The following is a 16,746-nucleotide window of genomic DNA, read 5'->3' as shown; positions in this document are numbered from 1 at the left end:
GCCCGTCGCCGCGGCGCTGGATTGGGTGCCGCTCACGCTCGCGGTGGCGTCTCTGGCGCTGGGTCTGGGCACGGCCGTCCCGCTGCGGCTGCTCGAGGTCGGGGCGCTGGTCTCGGGAGCGGTCCGATGACCGTCGCCGCCCTGATCGCCGCGGTGGCCCTGCCCGCCGCCACCGCCGCGGGCTCGATGGCAGCCGGGGAGGGCCGCGCCCGCCTCCGCGACGCGGCGAACCTCCTTGGCGCGACGCTCACGGCGGCCTCCGTGGCGGCGCTGCTGTCGGCCGCGGCGGCGGGCGACGCCGCCCGCGTCTCGGCGCCCCTGGTCCCACAGCTCGGACCGGGCCTCGAGCTCGCGCTGCGCGCGGACCCGCTGGGGCTGACGTTCGCCGCCGTAGCGTCAGGGTTGTGGCTCGTGACGACGGTGTACGCGATCGGGTACATGGAGCACGGCCGCGACCGGGGACGGTTCTTCGGCTTCTTCGCGCTGTGCATCGCGTCTGCGATCGGGGTGGCGCTCGCGGCGAACCTGCTCACGCTCCTGATCGCCTACGAGGTGCTCACGCTGGCGACCTGGCCGCTCGTCGCTCACTCCGGGACCCCGGAGGCGTTGCGGGCCGGCAGGGTCTACCTGCGCTACGCGATAGGGGCCGGCGGCGCCCTGCTCGCCGGTACCGTGTGGCTCTACGCGGTGGCCGGTGCGGTCCCGTTCGTGCCCGGCGGCTCTCTGGCGGGAGTGGAGGGGGCGCGCGGCCCGCTGGTAGCGATCTTCGCGCTCCTGGCGGCCGGCTTCGCGGTGAAGGCCGCCGTGTTCCCGCTGCACGGGTGGCTGCCCCAGGCGATGGTCGCGCCGGCGCCGGTGAGCGCGCTGCTCCACGCCGTCGCGGTCGTCAAGGCCGGTGCCTTCGCGATCGTGCGCCTCGTGCTGGAGGTCTACGGCTCCGCTCGGGCGGCCGAGCTCGGCGTCACCGGCCCCCTGGCGGCAGCCGCCGCCTTCACGATCGTGTTCGCCTCCGTGCGCGCCATGGCCCAGGACGACCTGAAGCGCCGGCTGGCCTTCTCGACCGTGGGGCAGCTCTCCTACATCGTGCTCGGCGTCGCGCTGCCCGGCGCCGCCGCCGCCACGGCGGCGGTCGCGCACCTCGCGCACCACGCGCTCATGAAGATCACGCTGTTCTTCACCGCCGGCTCGCTGGCCGAGACGCTGCACGTCTACAAGGTGAGCGAGCTCGGCGGCGTGGGCCGTCGCATGCCCGTGACGATGACCGCCTTCACGCTCGCCTCGCTCGGCATCATGGGGATCCCGCCGGGCGCGGGCTTCGCCACGAAGTACGTGCTCTCCGCCGGAGGCGCCTCCTCGGGCGCGGCGTGGGTCGTCGTGCTGCTGGCCACCTCCGGCCTGCTCTCAGCCGTGTACCTCCTCCCGATCGTCGGCGCCGCCTTCTTCCGTCCGCCCGCCGAGGACCTCCCGCGCCGGCGCGGGCTGGAGAGCGACTGGCGCCTCCTCGTGCCGATACTGCTGACCGCCGCGCTGGCGCTCGCGGCCGGGATCCTCGCCGGCGCCCCGTTCAGCCCCCTGTCCTGGGCACGCGAAGCCGTGGCGCCGGCGTTCGGAGCGCTGCCGTGAGCGGCGCGGCGCTCGCCCTGGTGGGCCTCGTGGCCTTCCCTCTGGCCTGCGCGGCGGCCTTCGTGCCGGCCGGTCTGCGCCGCGCGGCCCGCATCGTCTCACCGCTGCCGGCCGCCGCAGCGCTGGCGGCCGCCGTCGCCCTTCCCGCGGTCCCGGTCACGCGCCTGCCCTGGGCGCTGGCCGGCGCCGCAGTGTGGCTGGACGGCACCGGGCGCGTCTTCCTCGGTCTGACCGGGGCGGTGTGGCTCGCGGCGGTGCTCTACGCGCTTGCGCGCAAGGACCTCGGCGGGCCGGCGACGTGGGCGGCGGCGATGCTCTCGATGGCCGGCAACGTGGCCGCCGCCGTGGCGGCGGACCCGATCACCTTCTACGCCGGCTTCGCCTTGATGGCGCTGCCCGGCTACGCGCTGGTGCTCGCGGGCCGCGAAGGTGCGCGCGCGGCGCCTGACGCATCGGATCCCCCCCACGCCGCCCGCGTCTACATCGCCTACACCGTGCTCGGCGAGGCCCTCGTGCTCGCCGCCGTCGCGCTGACTGCCGCCGCCGCGCCCGGCGCCTCCTTCGCCGAGCTGCCCGCCGCGCTGGCCGCCTCGCCCTTCGCGCCGGCCGTCGCGCTGTTCGCTCTCGCCGGCTTCGGCGTGAAGGCGGGCACGCCCCCGCTCGGCGGATGGATGCCTCTGGCCTACGCCGCGGCCCCCGCCTCGGCCGCCGCGGCGCTGGCCGGAGCGACGAGCAAGGCCGGCATCCTCGGACTGCTGCGCTTCGCGACGCCCGCGGCGGCGGGACCGTCGGCGGGCATGCTCGTGGCCACGGGTCTCCTCGCGGCGTACTTCGGGGCCGCCGTGGGCGTGATGCAGCGCGAGACGCGGCACGTGCTCGCCTATTCGAGCATCAGCCAGCTCGGGCTTGTGACCGTCGCCGTCGGCGTCGCGGCGTACTCGGGGGGAGCCGTGCTCGCCGTGGGCGCGGTGGCCCTCTACGCGCTGCATCATGCCCTGTCGAAGGCGGCGCTGTTCCTCGGGGAGGACCTCTCCCGATCCCTTCACGGCCGGCCGAGGACGTCCTCCCTGGCCGCGCTCGCGCTGCCCGCCGCGGCGCTGGCCGGCCTCCCGCTCACGGGCGGCGCGCTGTCCAAAGCCGCGCTCAAGAGCGGCGCGCAAGCGTTGCCGGAGGCCTGGCACGACCCCGTCGTGACGCTGCTGACGCTGGCCGCGGCGGGCACCACGCTGCTGATGGCGCGGTTCCTCTGGCTGGCGGCCGCCCGGCCGCCGGAGGCAGGAGGCGCCCCGCAGAGCGGCGCGATCGCCGCCTGGGTCGCGCTGCTCGCGGGGGTCGCCGCGGCGCCGTGGCTGCTCCCGGGCGAGGCGGCACGTTACGCGGTCGCCCACGCGCTGGACGCCGAGTACCTCCTGCCGGCGGTGTGGGCCCCGGCGCTCGGTCTCGCCCTGGCCGCCGCCGCCTTCTCCGCCCGCGGCGCGCTCGCCCGCTTCGAGGGCTCGATCCCCGCGGGGGACCTGCTCGCGCTCTTCGAGCCGGCCGCCGCGCGCCTCGCCGCGCTGCTGCGCCGGCCCGGCGAGGCCGCGCCTCCGGAGACCGTGCCCGCTCGTCCCGCCCCGCTGGCGAGGGTGCTCCGGCCGCTCGCGATCGCCGAGGACCGAGCTACGGCGTGGAACGTCGCGGGCACGGTCTTCCTCGCGCTCGCCGCCGCATTCGCGTTGCTGGCGGTCCTCGGCGCGGGGAGGTGATGCGGCACGCGGAAGGCCCGCCGATCTCCCCGGCGGGCCTTCGGAACCTCTCTGGGGTGGGTAACGGGACTCGAACCCGCGACCTTCGGAGCCACAGTCCGACGCTCTAACCGGCTGAGCTACACCCACCATGGAACGGCACGCCTGCGTGCCGCGAAGTGACACGGTACCCGCGCCGGCAAGCGGTTGTCAACGTGACCGCGCGACCCGGAAGAGGAGAGAGGGACCCGGGCGGCGGGGCCCCTCGGCAAGGTCTGGCACGCCCGGAGGGATTCGAACCCCCGACCTAGAGATTAGAAGTCTCTTGCTCTATCCAGCTGAGCTACGGGCGCCTATGTCAACCACCCGGCGGTGGGGTCGTTCCTGGAGCGGCCGACGGGACTCGAACCCGCAACAATCAGCTTGGAAGGCTGATGCTCTACCGATTGAACTACGGCCGCTCATGGTCGGGCCGGCCGGATTCGAACCGGCGACCCCCTGCTCCCAAAGCAGGTGCGCTGCCAAGCTGCGCCACGGCCCGACGCCGGGTCCCGCACGTCACCTGCCGGGCCCCCTCGGAGCCCGTTAAGTATAGGCCGTGCCCACCGGGGCTCGCAAACGTGTCTTCCCCCGCGGACCTTGCGGTACTCTCCCGTCTTCCGCGGCTCGGCCCGCCGCCCCGACGCCCCCGCGGGCCGTGCGTCCGGCCGCCGCCCCTAGCGGAAGGGGGCCAGGCCCTCGCGCAGCGCCCTGAGCGCCGCGCCGCGGTGGCTGACGGCGTTCTTCTCCTCCATCCCGAGCTCGGCCATCGTGCGTCCGGGCGCGTCGTCGGGAAGGAAGATCGGGTCGTACCCGAAGCCGCCCTCGCCCCTGGGCTCGGACGCGATGCGCCCCTCGCAGGTCCCCTCGCCGAGGTGCATCGTCCCGTCCTCGTCGAGCAGCACGACCACGCTGCGGAAGCGTGCCGTCCGGCGCTCCTCGGGGACGTCGGCCAGCTCCGCGAGGAGCTTCTCGTTGTTCCGGGCGTCCGAGGAGGGCTCGCCGGCGTAGCGCGACGAGCGGACGCCCGGCGCCCCGCCCAACGCGTCGACCTCCAGCCCGCTGTCGTCGGCCAGAGCCGCGAGGCCGAACCGCTCCCGGGCCGCCTCGGCCTTGATGAGCGCGTTGGCGAAGAAGCTCTCGCCGGTCTCGGGTACCTCGGGCCACAGGCCCAGCTCGGAGACGGAGACGAAGCGCCAGCCGGGCACGGCCAGCGCTGTGCGTATCTCGGCGAGCTTGCCGGTGTTGGAGGTGGCCACCGCTATCCGCCTGACGCCGGCGTCCACGGCTCAGCCCTCGAAGCTCTCGAGGTCGCGCACGAGGACCTCGCGCTGCATGCGCACCAGCCGCTCGACGCCCGCCGACCCGAGGTCCAGAAGCGCGTCGAGCCGGGCGCGGTCGAACGGCGCCTTCTCGCCGGTGCCCTGCACCTCGATGAAGCGGTCACGCCCGTCCATGACCACGTTCATGTCCACCTCGGCGACGCTGTCCTCGGCGTAGTCCAGGTCGAGCTTGGCCACCCCGTCGACCATGCCCACCGAGATGCCCGCCACGTGCTCGACCAGCGGGATCTCGGCGATCCTGCCGGCGTCACGCCACGTGGACAGCGCGTCGTGCGCGGCCACGAAGGCGCCGGTGATCGCCGCGGTCCGGGTACCGCCGTCGGCCTGGATCACGTCGCAGTCCACGTTCATCGTGTACTCGCCGCCCAAGCCCGACATGTCGATCACCGCCCGCAGCGAGCGGCCGATGAGCCGCTGGATCTCGTGCGTGCGCCCGCCCAGGCCGCCTGCCCCCGTCTCGCGGCGGGAGCGGGTGTGCGTGGAGGCGGGCAGCAGGGCATACTCTGCCGTGACCCAGCCCAGGCCCGAGCCCCGCCGCCACGCCGCGACGCCCTCGGTCAGCGACGCGGCGCACAGCACCCGCGTGTCGCCCAGCTCGAACAGGCAGCTGCCGTGCGCGTGCCGCAGGTAGCGCCGCGTCATCCGCACCGTCCGCAAGGCGTCGTCGGCCCGGCCTTCCGCGCGCTGCATCGGCTCCTCCCTCCGCGGCCCTCCCGCGAGCCGCTCGTCGTCGCCCGGCCGACGTCGGCGTATCAGCCGACGTCGTAGTCGGCGAGCTCCTCGGCGACCTCCACCGGACCGCCGAAGGCGCGTCGCGCCTGCGCGGCCATCTCGATGCGGTCGTTCGTCGGCCAGACGTGCGTCAGCACCAGCCTGCCGGCCCCCGCCTCGCTCGCGAGGCGCCCGCACTCCCCTGCGCTCATGTGCGGCGCTCGGCCCGCGTAGGCCTCCGGCATCGTAGCGTCGGCGAGCAGCAGGTCGCAGCCTCGCGCCGCGTCCAGCACCGCCTCGCCGTACCGCGTGTCGGAGGTGTAGCACATCGTCCCGCCGTCGTCGGCGAGGCGGAGCGCGAAGGTGGGGTCGACGTGGTCGACCTCGACCGGGCGGACGGACAGCGCGCCGAAGAGCGACTCCTCGCCGTCGCGGAGCGGCTCGAACTCGAAGGACGCGGCGAGCTCGGCGCGACCCTTCTCGTCGTGCATGCAGCCCAGCATCTCCATCAACCCGGGCGGCCCGTACAGCGGAAGCGCCGGCGCCGGGCCCTGGGGCGCGTAGCGCAGCAGGGACTGGAGCGAGAACAGGTCGAGGACGTGGTCCGGGTGGCGATGCGTCACGATCACCGCGTCCAGGGCGAGAGGGTCCGCCACCCGCCCCAGGTTCGCCAGCACCCCGTTGCCGCAATCCGTCAGCACGAGCGCCTCCCCGGAGCGGATCAGGTAGCCCGCGCAAGCCTGCCCCGGCCCCGCGTACGAGGCGGCCGAGCCCAGCACGGTCACTCGCACGCGGCCACCTCCCGGGCGTCGGCGTCCGCGGCCTCGACCAGCGCTGCGCGCAGGCGCTCGTCCATCAGCGACTCGAGCGCCGCGAGCTCCACGCGTTCCGCGTGACCGAGCGAGCCTCCGAAGACGCTCCCGCCCGGCCGCTGGAACTCGCCCGGGTCCCCGGTGGTCGCGAAGCGGTGCCGCCCCGTCCTGCCGGCCGACGCGAGCTGTCCTCGGCGCTCGAGCGTGTCGACCACCTCGGCGGCGACCTCCTCGGCCGACGAGATCAGCTGCACGCCCCGCCCGATCCCGTTGCGGATCGCCGTGTCGATGAGCGGGAAGTGGGTGCACCCCAGGATGAGCGTGTCGATGCCCGTCCGCCTGAGAGGGTCGAGGTAGCTGCGGGAGACCTCGTAGATGCCGGTCCTGATGCCCGCCTCGGCCGCCTCGACGAACTTGGGCGTGGCCATCGAGAAGACGGTGACCCCCGCGTCGATGGCCCTCACGGCGCGAGGGTAGGCCTCGGATTCGATCGTCCCTACGGTGCCGATGACGCCTACTTTGCGGTTGACCGTGGCCTTCACCGCGGCGCGCGCCCCCGGCTCCACCACGCCGATGACGGGCACGTCGAACACGCGCTGCGCCAGCGCCAGACCCGCGGCGGTGCCGGTGTTGCACGCGACGACGATCAGCTTGACGTCGCGGGCGGCCAGCCAGGTGCCGATCTGGAGCACGAAGCCGCGGACCTCGGCCAGGTCCCTCGGGCCGTACGGGCAGCGCGCGGTGTCGCCGAAGTACACGATGTCCTCGCCGGGCAGCGCGTCCGCGACGGCGCGTGCCACGGTGAGCCCGCCGAGGCCCGAGTCGAACATGCCGATGGGGCGTTCATCCATAGGGAGCAGTATACCCGGCGGCATCGTCCGGCCGGGCCCGCCGTGGGACGCGCGGCGGTCGCCTGCCGCACGCCGTTATATACTCGACTGCGATGGAGTTGGTGATCTGCATCGGGAACGAGGCACGCGGCGACGACGGAGTCGCCTGCGAGGTCGCGCGACGCCTGGACGGCCTGCCCGCCCTCCGCGTGCTCTCCGCTCCGCAGCTCGACGTGGCGATGGCCGCCGAGATCGCGTCCGCGAACCGCGTGACGTTCGTGGACGCCGAGCGGCGCGGCGCGCCCCCCGTCGAGCGCCGCGAGGTGCTTCCCGCCCCCTTCCTCGCCGGGCCGACGACGCACACGCTGGACCCCGCCGGGCTCCTCGCGCTCGCCGAGGCGCTCTACGGCCGCGCGCCGGCCGCCGAGATCCTCACGCTGGCCGCGCCGGAGATGGAGCACGCCGAAGGGCTCTCGCCGGTGGCCGCCCTGGCGGCCGCCATGGCGGAGGCGATGCTCCCCCGCGGCGCAGGGCGCCTCGAGGAGGGGTAGACGCGCGCCGTGCCGGCGCGGTGACGGCTGACCTCCCGCTCGCCCGTCGCTCAGGCTCCCGGCTCAGCCCACGAGCTCCTTCCAGGCGCGTGCGGCGTCCTCCGCGCCGGCCTTGCCCCACATGTCCAGGACCCTCTGGTCGCGGCAGACCGCGTCCACCAGACGCAGGAAGTCCTCGCGGGAGGGATCCATGATCGGCACCGCGGCGGCGTTGGTCGCCGAAGCCATGATCATCACGGCGACGGCGCTGCCGAACGTGTCCTCCAGCTTGCGCCGCACCTGCCCGTCGATCAGCGGCTTCAGCTCCATCTACGCCGCCCCCTCCGTCCCCGGGGGCCAACCCTCCGGCGAGACGACGCGGACCTCGAGCGGCATGCGCCCGACCTCGTGGGTCGCGCACGACAAGCAGGGGTCGTAGGCGCGGATGCCGAGCTCCATGCGGCGCCGCGCGGCGTCGTCCAACCCCGAGCGTGCGTCGGCTCCGCCGACCGCCTCGGCTACCGCGGCGTCGATGGCGGCGTTGTTGTGCGTCGTGGCCACGATGAGCTCCGCGGCGGTGACACGGCCGACCTCGTCGGCCTCGTAGCGGTGGATGAGCGTCCCTCGGGGGGCCTCGACGACCCCGACGCCGCTGCCGCCGCCGCGCGAGACGCGTACGCGCACCTCCGGCGAGGCCACCTCGGCGTCGCCGAGGACGGCCTCCATGCGTTCCAGCACCGCGACCAGCTCGATCATGCGCGCCCAGTGGTACGCGAGTGTGTGATGCACGGGAGCGCCCAGCGTCTCCCGGCACTCGGCCAGGAGCGCGTCGGCCCGCTCGCCGCCCGTCGAAGCGGCGAGGTTCAGCCGCGCGAGCGGCCCCACGCGGTAGACGACCCCCCGGTCCCCGCCGGCTCGCAGGTACGGCACTTTCGCGAAGCTGTGCTGAAGCGTGCGCTCCGCGATGTGTTCGGGGTACTCGGACGGGGGGAACGACGTGAGCGCCCCGCTCGGCAGGACCACGGACAGCGCGCCGTCGTACAGGTCCAGCCGGCCGTCCTCGGCGAGAAGGCCGACGTACGGCGTGGCGGACGACCCGAAACCGGGATGCTCGTCGAGCAGGCGCAGCGTGCTCTCCCTGGCGACCCGCTCGGCGGCTGCCGCCTCCGGGACAGCTTCCCGCACGAGGCCGAGGAGCTCGAGGCGGGTCTCGTCGGAGATCCCCCGGCTCATGCCACCCGGTATCGCCGTCACCGGGTGTCCTTGGCCGCCCACGGTCTCGACGATCGTCTGGCCCGTCCTGCGCAGCGCGATGGCGGCGCGGGCGAGGTCCGGCCGCCCCTCGACGACCCCGAGGATGTCGCGGCTGCCGGCGCCATCGCCGGTGAGGAAGTCCGGTCCGGCGAGGAAGAAGAAGTGCAGCGCGTGGTCGTGGACGAAGCCCGCCAGGTGGAGCAGCTCGCGCAGCAGCCTGCCCGCCCGGGGCGGCTGCACGCCCAGCATCGCTTCGACGGCCTTGACGGCGGCCACGTGATGGCTCACCGGGCAGATGCCGCAGACGCGGCTCGTGACCAGCGGCATCTCCCACGCCATGCGGCCCTCGACGAGCCGCTCGAAGCCTCGGAACTCCGTCACGTCGAAGTGGGCCGAGCCAACGGTACCGTCCTCGGCGAGGTGGAGCGTGACGCGGCCGTGCCCCTCGAGACGCTTCAGCGGCGCCAGGCGCACCGTCTCAGGCAACGAGACCGCCTCCCTCCGCGTCCTCCGCGTCCTCCCGCGCCGGCTCGCCCCCGGCCGATCCGAGGAGCCCGGGCAGGATGGACACGGGCAGCGTGAACCGATAGCCGGTCCCGATCAGGTCGTCGAGGAACATGATCGCGCCCGCCGGCAGGACGGCGGCCAGCGCGTCTATGGCCTTCCCGCCCTGCTCGAACTCCCGCCGTGACGGGCCGGCGCATCCACGGCAGGGCACGTTGGCCTTGGCGCAGCGAACCCCGCACCCCTCCCGCGTCATCGGCCCCATGCACAGCACGCCCTGCTCGAGGAAGCACCGCCCAGGGTCGATCGCCTCGAGCTCCATGAGCGCGTAGACGGCGTCGGAGACGAACTCGCGCGAAGGGTGCAGCATCGTCTCGTGCACCCGCTCGCACTCGGCGCACAGGTTGCGGCGCCTCGCATCGGGCTCCCGTCGGCCCAGCGCCGCCTCGACCCCGTGCAGCACGAGCTCGGTGTTGGGCGAACACCCCGGGACCTCCAGGTCCACGTCCACCACCGCGGAGAGCGGGCGCACCCGCTCGGCCAGCGCGGGCACCCCCTCGCCGGCTGGAGCGCCGTCTCCGTACGCGGTCGCCAACACGTCGTCCAGCCTGCTGAGGTTGCGCAGTCCCGCTATGCCGCCGTGCGCCGCGCAGGTACCCAGCGCCACCAGCGTCGTCGCCCTGCCGCGGGCCTCGCGCAGACGCCGCTCGTCCTCGGCGCTGCCGACGGCCCCCTCGACGAGCAGCACGTCGCAGGCGGGCAGCTCGTCGCCGCACGTCAGCGGTGAGTGCACCAGGTCGACCTCGCCGAGGAGGTCCAACAGCGCCTCGTGGGCGTCCAGCAGCGAGAGGTGGCATCCCATGCACCCGCCCAGCACGATCGTGGCCAGCGTCGGCCGGTCCGGCCCGTTCCCGCTCATCGGGCACCTCCGGTCGCCGAGAGCTCCGGCAGCGCCGCGAACACGGCCTCCAGGTGGCCGACGAAACCCCCGCCCTCGTCGGGCGATACGTCCGCTATCCGCAGCCGGCCGTCGTCGATGCCGCGCGAGCGCAGCACCGTACGCAGGAGGTTCACGCGCCGGTCCATGTCCAGGTTGCCGATCACGTTGTGGCAGTGACCCTCGCGGCAGCGGAACACGGTGACCGCTTCGAAGCCCGCCCGGAACGCCTCCAGCACGTATAGCGTGTCGAGCCGTCCGCCGCACGGGATGCGCAGGGGCAGGAAGGACGCCGGGTAGCCTCCCGCCCCGGCCGCGGCGTCCTCCCCCGCGCGATCCGCCGCGGGGTAGCCGCAGCCGCCGCAGAGGAAGCCGAGCACCTTGGGGCCCGGCACGCGCGCGACGGAGAGCTCGGCGATGGCGCCCGTGAGGTACGCGTGCGGCGAGTTGAGCACGTCGCGAGCACCGACGGGGCATCCCACCACGCACTTCCCGCAGCCGCGGCAGCGCCGTTCGTCCACGTGCGACAACCCGTCCGCATCGATCGAGCAGGCCTCGAACGCGCACGTCTTCACGCACGAGGCGCAACCGCCGCACAGCGTGTCGTCCACCATCGAGACGTCGTGCACGTGCGGCACGGTGGAGCGGGTGAGAGCGAGCACGAGCGCCAGGGAGGCGGCGTCGGCCGCCTGCACCTTGTCGCGTCCGTTCGAGCCGTCGGCGCGCACGGGCACGACCATGACCCCGGGCTCCACCGTCTCGGCCGGATGCGTCCGTGGGTCGAGCGACCGGGCGTACCCCTCGTCGTCCACGTCGATCCGGAAACGCCCGCGCAGTTCGGCCGCCCACGCCGGCTCGTGCGGCTCGGCGAGCAAGAGCCCGCCCGCGGCCACGCGCATCTCCGCGTCCGGCGTCGCGAGCACGATCTCGAAGTCGCCCAGCCAGCCCGTCCCGTCGGCGATCCGCGCCTCGCTCACGAGGCGGGTGGCCGGGTGGCCCACCACGTAGGACCTCGTCGCGGCGAGCGTGCTTGCGCGAGCGCGGATCGCGGCATCGCCCCTGTCGGCCAACGTGACCTCGTACCCGAGCCGCAGGAGCCGCTCCGCCGCGACGAAGCCCTCGGTGGAGGCGCCGAGCACGAGCACGGAGCGGCGAGGGGCGATCTGCTCGGCCGGGGTCGGTCGCGCCACCGACGCTCGCAGCATCGCCACCCGGACGAGCGCCAGGGCCTTGCCCCGAGCGCCCGCCGGGTCGTCGCCGTGCGGGAGAGCCACCTGCTCGAGCAGGTTCGCCGTGATGATGCGGTTCGAGTCGACGCCGCACGCGACCAGCGCCTCGCGCAGGTGCTGTCCCGACAGGCTGCGCCGGTAGTGGTCGAACGAGTTGCCGCCCAGCACTACCGAGTCCAGCCCGTGCGCGCTGACGTCGCGGCGCATCCGGGACGTCGTCTCGGGGTCGAACAGGTCCTCGACGACAGCGACGACCTCCGCCTGCCCCGTGAGCTCCCCGGCCAGCGCATCGAGGTCCAGCGCGGGACCGATCCTGCCGCGACAACGCGACAGGTATACAGCGAGAGTCACGGCCCTCACCCCTTCCCCGACGGGCGCCCGCGCCGCGTCTGCCGGACGATCGGCGGCGGGTCCTCTTGGAATCAGATATCGGCCCTGTTCGCGGCGGTCTTGATAGCAGGGAGCGAACCGCACCTCGCCGAGAGGACGAAAGGGGGCCTCCGAGAGCGCCCGACGCGGGAGCGGGACCGACGTGTCAGGACGCCTCTCCGGCTTCGCGGTGGCCCATCACCAGGCGTTCGATCTCCTCGGCGATGACGGTGACGGGCATCACCGCCGCGGCCGCCCCGGCCTCGACGGCCGCCCTGGGCATCCCGAAGACGGTCGAGGAGCCCTCGTCCTGGGCGATGGTGGGGGCTCCGGCCCCCCGCAGCCGCTTCAGCCCGGCCGCCCCGTCGGCTCCCATGCCCGTCAGGATCACACCGAGCGCCCGCTTGCCGTGACTGTCGGCCACGGACTCGAAGAGCGTGTCGGCCGAGGGGACGTAGAGCTGTTCGGGACCGGGCTGGGCGAAGCGCAACGTCAGTCCGTCGACACGCGTGTTGCAGCCCGTGACGGCGAAGTACACGACGCCCGGCACCATGCGCTCCCCGTCCTCGGCGGCTCGCATCCGGATGGCGCAGCCCGCCTGGAGCCACGCCACGAGCCCGGGCACGAAACCGTCGGCGATGTGCTGCGCCACGACGATCGGCACGGGCAGGTCCTCCCGCAGCTCGCCCAGCACCGTCTGCAGCGCCGACGGCCCGCCGGTGGACGAGGCGACCGCCACGACGGCGAGCCCGCCCGGCGAGGCGAGCGGCGCGTCGGCGACCGCGTGCGCGGCGGCTGTCCGCCGGCGCCCGAGCACGTGCGTTATCACCGGCACGCGCGAGAGGATGCGCACCTTGCGTATCACGTCGGCGCCGATGCGCTGGAGGTCCGCCCAGTCCCGCGGCTCGGGCTTCTTGATGACCTCGAGCGCGCCGGCCGCGAGCGCGTCGAAGGCGCGCCCTATGCCCGGACCGTACACCGACGAGGAGACCACGAGGATCGGGGTGGGCGTGTAGGCCATGATGCGCTCGGTGGCCTCAAGCCCGTCCATCCTGGGCATGTGGATGTCCATGGTGACGAGGTCCGGGCGCAACCGGGCACACTTCTCGACGCCCTCGGCGCCGTCACGCGCCGTGTCCGCGACTTCGATCGAGGGGTCGCTGGCCAGGATCTGCGAGAGCATCTCGCGAGCGACCAGGGAGTCGTCCACGATCAGCACGCGGATCGGCTTGTCGTGCGGCAACGCGCCCCCCTGCTTCAGTGGATGAGCCGCTCGACCGTGTCCAGCAGCGTGTCCTGGTTGAAGACGGACTTGGTGATGTAGGCGTCAGCCCCGGCCTCGATGCCCTCGGCCTTCTCCTCGTCGCGCTCCAGCGAGGTGACGATCACGACCGGGATCTGCTCCAACACCGGGTCGCCCTTGATCGCGCGGGTGAGCTCGAAGCCGGTCAGATTGGGCATCTGCACGTCCGTCACCACGGCATCGACCTTCAAGCCCTCCCGCAGCTTGGTGAGTCCCGCCGCGCCGTCCATGGCGACCTCCACCTCGTAGCCGGCGGCCTCGAAGATGGACCGCTCGAGCTCGCGCGTCGTGAACGAGTCCTCGCATATCAACACGCGCCGCGGCCCCCTGCTCTCCTCAGCGGCGGACTCCCTGCGACGCGCGCCGGTGAGCGTGCGGGCGTTGGCCATCAGGTCCGGGACGTTCAGGATCGGCACGACCTCCCCTGCCCCCAGTATCGTGACCCCGGCGACGTTGTCCACCTTGCACAGGTGCGTACCGAGGTTCTTGATCACGATCTGCTGCTCCCCCAGCAGCGCGTCGACGATGAAGCCCATCCTGTGGCCCGAGAAGCCCACCGTGGCTATCGGCACCTTCGAGCCGGGAGCCGCCGCCTCCGAGGGCAGTGCGAGGATGTCGCCGAGGCGCACGAGCGGTACGGTTCGGCGCTGCCGCCTGATCACCTCGCGGCCCTCGACCTTGAGCATGCTCGACGGATCGATGCGCAGCGTCTCCTCGACCGACGCCGTCGGCAGCGCGAAGACCTGCCCGCCGACCTGCAACATCAGGGCCCGGATGATCGCTAGCGTCAGCGGGATCGTGAGGCGGAACCGGGTGCCCTCGCCGGACGTGGACTCGACGTCCAGCGAGCCCTTGAGCTTCTCGACGATGAACTCGCGCACCACGTCCATGCCGACGCCCCGGCCGGAGATCTCGGTGATGATCGGGCTCGTGGAGAAGCCCTTCTCGAAGATGAGGTAGGTGGCCTCGCGGTCGCTCATCGAGGCCGCCTCGTTCTCCGTCACGTAACCCTTGCGGACGGCCGTGGCCCGGACGGCGTCGGCGTCGATACCCTGTCCGTCGTCGGCCACCTCGATCACGATGTGATCGCCCTCCTGGCGGGCCGACATCCTGATCGTGCCCTTGGCCGACTTGCCCAGCGCGCGCCGCTCCTCGGCCGGTTCGAGACCGTGATCCACGGCGTTGCGCATGATGTGGATGAGCGGGTCGTTTATCTCCTCGAGCACCTTCTTGTCCAGCTCGGTGTCGCCGCCCTCGATGATCAGGTCGACGTCCTTCCTGTACGACCGGGCAAGCTCTCGCATCGCCCGCGGGAACGTGTTGAAGACCGTCGAGACCGGCAACATGCGTAACCGCATGCCCTGCTCCTGCAGGTCCGTGACGACGGTGGAGGAGCGGGAGGTGTCGTCCCCGTAGTCCTTCGTGAACGCCGCGTGGGCGCGCTTTCGCTCGACCAGCAGCGCATCCAGCAGCTCGATGTCGTCCGAGAGCGTCGACAGCAGGCTCTCGTCCTCCATCTGGACCGCCGACAGCCCCGCCTTGAGACGAACCCACGACTGCCAGATGTCGCTCATCTCCGTCGCGGCTGCGCGCAGCTCGCTGGCACGCTGCTCCGCCTTGATCTGCGTGATGACGACCTCGCTGATGAGGTTCAGGAGCGCATCGACCTGCTGAGTGCGTATCCGCACAGTGGTCTGCTCGCGCTTGTGCAGCGTCTCTTCGCGCTGCGCTCTATCCGGCTCGCCTCCGGGGAGTGTAAGCGGAGAAGCACCCGCCGCTCCCTCCTCCGCCCGGGCCGGCGGAGCCGCCTTGAGCTCCGCGGCGAGCCCGGCGGCCACCGCATGCGCTACGCCCTCCGCTGCCTCGCGCCGGCCGCCACCTGTCAGGGCTGCCAGGCGCGCGAGCAGGTCTTCCGGGTCCAACGCCGACGTGTCGCCGCCGGCGTTGTCCGAGAGGTACACCATGGCGTCGAGCGCCTCGAAGAAGCACTCCGAGAGCTCGGCGGAGTACGCCATGTCCTTATCGCGCACCCTCACCATGATGTCCTCGAGGCGGTGGGCGATGTCGCTGATCTCGAGCAGCCCGACCATTCGCGAGCTGCCCTTGAGCGTGTGGGCGTCGCGCAGCATCCGGTCGACGAGCGCCGCGTCGCCGGGCTCACTCTCCAGCATGATGACGCCCTCGTTCAGGCGCTGCAGGAGGTCGGTGGCCTCCTCCTGGAACTTCGATATGAACGCCGAGCGGTCGAACTCGACCATCCTCGCGGTCCCTTCGCTGCAGGCGGTCCTCGCCGGGCCTTACCCGACGATCTTGAACGCCGCGCCTACCTGGCTCGACTCGTTAGCCAGCGTGGAGAGCTGCTCCGCGGAGGATGCGACCTGCTTGCTCCCGGCTGCCGTCTGCTGCGCGACCGAGGCGACCTCCCGCATCGCTTTCACGACCTGGTCGGTGGCGCTCTTCTGCTGCTGCGTGGCCGCGGAGATCTCCTTGGCCGCCACGGTGGTCTGTTCGACCATCTCGAGGATCTGGTCCAGGCTCCCCCCGGTCACGTGCGCGAGGTCCACCCCGCCCTGGACCTGCTTCAGCTCCTGCTCCGTGGAGATGACGAGGTCGTTGGCCGCCGATTGGATCTCCGTCATGATCGTCGAGATCTCCCCGGTCGAGTCCACCACCGACTCGGCCAGCTTGCGGATCTCGACGGCGACGACCGAGAACCCCTTGCCCGCCTCGCCGGCGCGCGCGGCTTCGATCGCGGCGTTGAGTGCGAGGATCTTGGTCTGGTCCGCGATGGAGTTGATCATCGAGAGCACCTGGCCGATCTGCTGGCTGCGCTCGCCCAGCGCGAGGATCTTGTTCGCCGAGGTCTGGGCGCGCGATTTGATCTCCTCCATGGCCGAGAGTGTGTTGAGCACGGCCTGCTGCCCGCTCTCGGCGCTGCCGAGACTCGCCTCGGCCATCCGCACGACCTGGTCGGCGTTGTCGGCTATCTGGCGGTACGTCGCGGCGAGCTCCTCCATCGTCGCGGTGGTCTGGCTGATCGAGGCGGCCTGCTCCGCCGAGCCCGACGCCTGCTGCTCGGTAGCGGTCAGGATCTCGGTCGAGGACTCCGCCAGCCGGCGTGACGACTCCTGCGTCTGTTTGATCAGGTAGACGATGAGGTCGATCATCTGGTTGTACGAGTGGGCGAGCGTGCCGAACTCGTCCGCGGTCTCGACGGCGACCTTGCGTCCCACCTCGCCCTGGCATGCCGCCTTCACACTGTCTACGACGCGGTCCAGCGGCGTCATGAAGCGCGAGCCGATCGTGACGAAGAGGACGACCCACACGACGCCGAGAGCGACGAAGGTAGCGCCGAGGATGAGCACGTCCGACCAGAAGCCGGCGGTGCCGCGCACCGCGTCGCCGAAGAGCGACCACATCACCCACATCTGGATGACGTTGAGCATGATGACCAGGCCGATGTTGACCAGCGAGTACTTGTACAGGAACTTCGACCTGACCTTGTCCAGGAGCCCCTTCATCGTACGTCGCCTCTCCT

At 72.7% G+C, this 16,746-nt stretch carries 14 protein-coding genes and 4 tRNA genes; 3 read left to right on the top strand and 15 right to left on the bottom strand.

Annotated features, from left to right (window positions below; all coding sequences use genetic code 11):
- Nucleotides 1-126 precede the first annotated feature (126 nt).
- Together IBX62_02200 and IBX62_02195 are read left to right on the top strand one after the other, a co-directional pair.
- Nucleotides 127-1,623 (top strand): monovalent cation/H+ antiporter subunit D family protein, encoded by a 1,497-nt coding sequence (locus IBX62_02200; protein MBE0475893.1) that lies wholly within the window; start codon nt 127-129, stop codon nt 1,621-1,623.
- On the top strand, nt 1,620-3,368 hold the full coding sequence (locus IBX62_02195; GenBank protein MBE0475892.1) for an NADH/ubiquinone/plastoquinone (complex I): 1,749 nt from the start codon (nt 1,620-1,622) through the stop codon (nt 3,366-3,368). Before IBX62_02200 ends, IBX62_02195 begins: the two co-directional genes overlap by 4 nt.
- Before the next feature lie 52 nt (nt 3,369-3,420).
- Here IBX62_02195 and IBX62_02190 read toward each other — a convergent pair.
- The 8 genes from IBX62_02190 to IBX62_02155 form a co-directional block, all read right to left on the bottom strand.
- Nucleotides 3,421-3,497: transfer RNA gene (locus IBX62_02190), tRNA-His, on the bottom strand.
- A gap of 126 nt (nt 3,498-3,623) precedes the next feature.
- A tRNA-Arg gene (locus tag IBX62_02185) sits at nt 3,624-3,700 on the bottom strand.
- Nucleotides 3,701-3,732: 32 nt separating this feature from the next.
- Nucleotides 3,733-3,808: transfer RNA gene (locus IBX62_02180), tRNA-Gly, on the bottom strand.
- A gap of 3 nt (nt 3,809-3,811) precedes the next feature.
- Nucleotides 3,812-3,888, bottom strand: a tRNA-Pro gene (locus IBX62_02175).
- Between the two features lie 175 nt (nt 3,889-4,063).
- Nucleotides 4,064-4,672 (bottom strand): RdgB/HAM1 family non-canonical purine NTP pyrophosphatase, encoded by a 609-nt coding sequence (gene rdgB / locus IBX62_02170; GenBank protein ID MBE0475891.1) that lies wholly within the window; start codon nt 4,670-4,672, stop codon nt 4,064-4,066.
- Nucleotides 4,673-4,675: 3 nt separating this feature from the next.
- Nucleotides 4,676-5,419, bottom strand: a complete 744-nt coding sequence (gene rph / locus IBX62_02165) for a ribonuclease PH (protein MBE0475890.1) — start codon at nt 5,417-5,419, stop codon at nt 4,676-4,678.
- A 62-nt stretch (nt 5,420-5,481) separates the two neighbouring features.
- Nucleotides 5,482-6,231, bottom strand: coding sequence for an MBL fold metallo-hydrolase (locus IBX62_02160; GenBank protein MBE0475889.1), 750 nt, complete (start codon nt 6,229-6,231; stop codon nt 5,482-5,484).
- Nucleotides 6,222-7,127 carry a glutamate racemase gene (locus IBX62_02155; protein MBE0475888.1) on the bottom strand — a complete coding sequence of 302 codons (906 nt, stop codon included), beginning with the start codon at nt 7,125-7,127 and terminating at the stop codon, nt 6,222-6,224. Before IBX62_02155 ends, IBX62_02160 begins: the two co-directional genes overlap by 10 nt.
- Before the next feature lie 77 nt (nt 7,128-7,204).
- Here IBX62_02155 and IBX62_02150 point away from each other — a divergent pair, with 77 nt between their 5' ends.
- Complete coding sequence (locus tag IBX62_02150) at nt 7,205-7,633, top strand: hydrogenase maturation protease (protein MBE0475887.1); 429 nt, start codon at nt 7,205-7,207, stop codon at nt 7,631-7,633.
- 63 nt (nt 7,634-7,696) lie between these two features.
- On the opposite strand, the gene IBX62_02145 is transcribed toward IBX62_02150, so the two are convergent.
- The 7 genes from IBX62_02145 to IBX62_02115 form a co-directional block, all read right to left on the bottom strand.
- Nucleotides 7,697-7,942 (bottom strand): hypothetical protein, encoded by a 246-nt coding sequence (locus IBX62_02145; GenBank protein ID MBE0475886.1) that lies wholly within the window; start codon nt 7,940-7,942, stop codon nt 7,697-7,699.
- Nucleotides 7,943-9,352: a Ni/Fe hydrogenase subunit alpha gene (locus tag IBX62_02140; protein ID MBE0475885.1), complete on the bottom strand. Its 1,410-nt coding sequence runs from the start codon at nt 9,350-9,352 to the stop codon at nt 7,943-7,945.
- A complete protein-coding gene (locus IBX62_02135; protein ID MBE0475884.1) occupies nt 9,345-10,289 on the bottom strand; it encodes a F420-nonreducing hydrogenase in 945 nt (314 codons plus the stop codon). The genes IBX62_02140 and IBX62_02135 overlap by 8 nt, the downstream gene beginning before the upstream one ends.
- Nucleotides 10,286-11,896, bottom strand: a complete 1,611-nt coding sequence (locus tag IBX62_02130) for a hydrogenase iron-sulfur subunit (GenBank protein MBE0475883.1) — start codon at nt 11,894-11,896, stop codon at nt 10,286-10,288. Before IBX62_02130 ends, IBX62_02135 begins: the two co-directional genes overlap by 4 nt.
- A 175-nt stretch (nt 11,897-12,071) precedes the next feature.
- Nucleotides 12,072-13,148 (bottom strand): chemotaxis-specific protein-glutamate methyltransferase CheB, encoded by a 1,077-nt coding sequence (cheB, locus tag IBX62_02125; protein ID MBE0475882.1) that lies wholly within the window; start codon nt 13,146-13,148, stop codon nt 12,072-12,074.
- A 14-nt stretch (nt 13,149-13,162) separates the two neighbouring features.
- A complete protein-coding gene (locus IBX62_02120) occupies nt 13,163-15,466 on the bottom strand; it encodes a hybrid sensor histidine kinase/response regulator (protein ID MBE0475881.1) in 2,304 nt (767 codons plus the stop codon).
- Between the two features lie 39 nt (nt 15,467-15,505).
- Entirely contained in the window at nt 15,506-16,729 is a 1,224-nt protein-coding gene (locus IBX62_02115) for a methyl-accepting chemotaxis protein (protein ID MBE0475880.1), read from the bottom strand.
- Between the last annotated feature and the right edge of the window lie 17 nt (nt 16,730-16,746).

Source organism: Coriobacteriia bacterium, from assembly GCA_014859305.1.
Classification (GTDB): Bacteria; Actinomycetota; Coriobacteriia; order Anaerosomatales; family Kmv31; genus Kmv31.
This window is presented reverse-complemented; position numbering and strand designations above follow the sequence as displayed.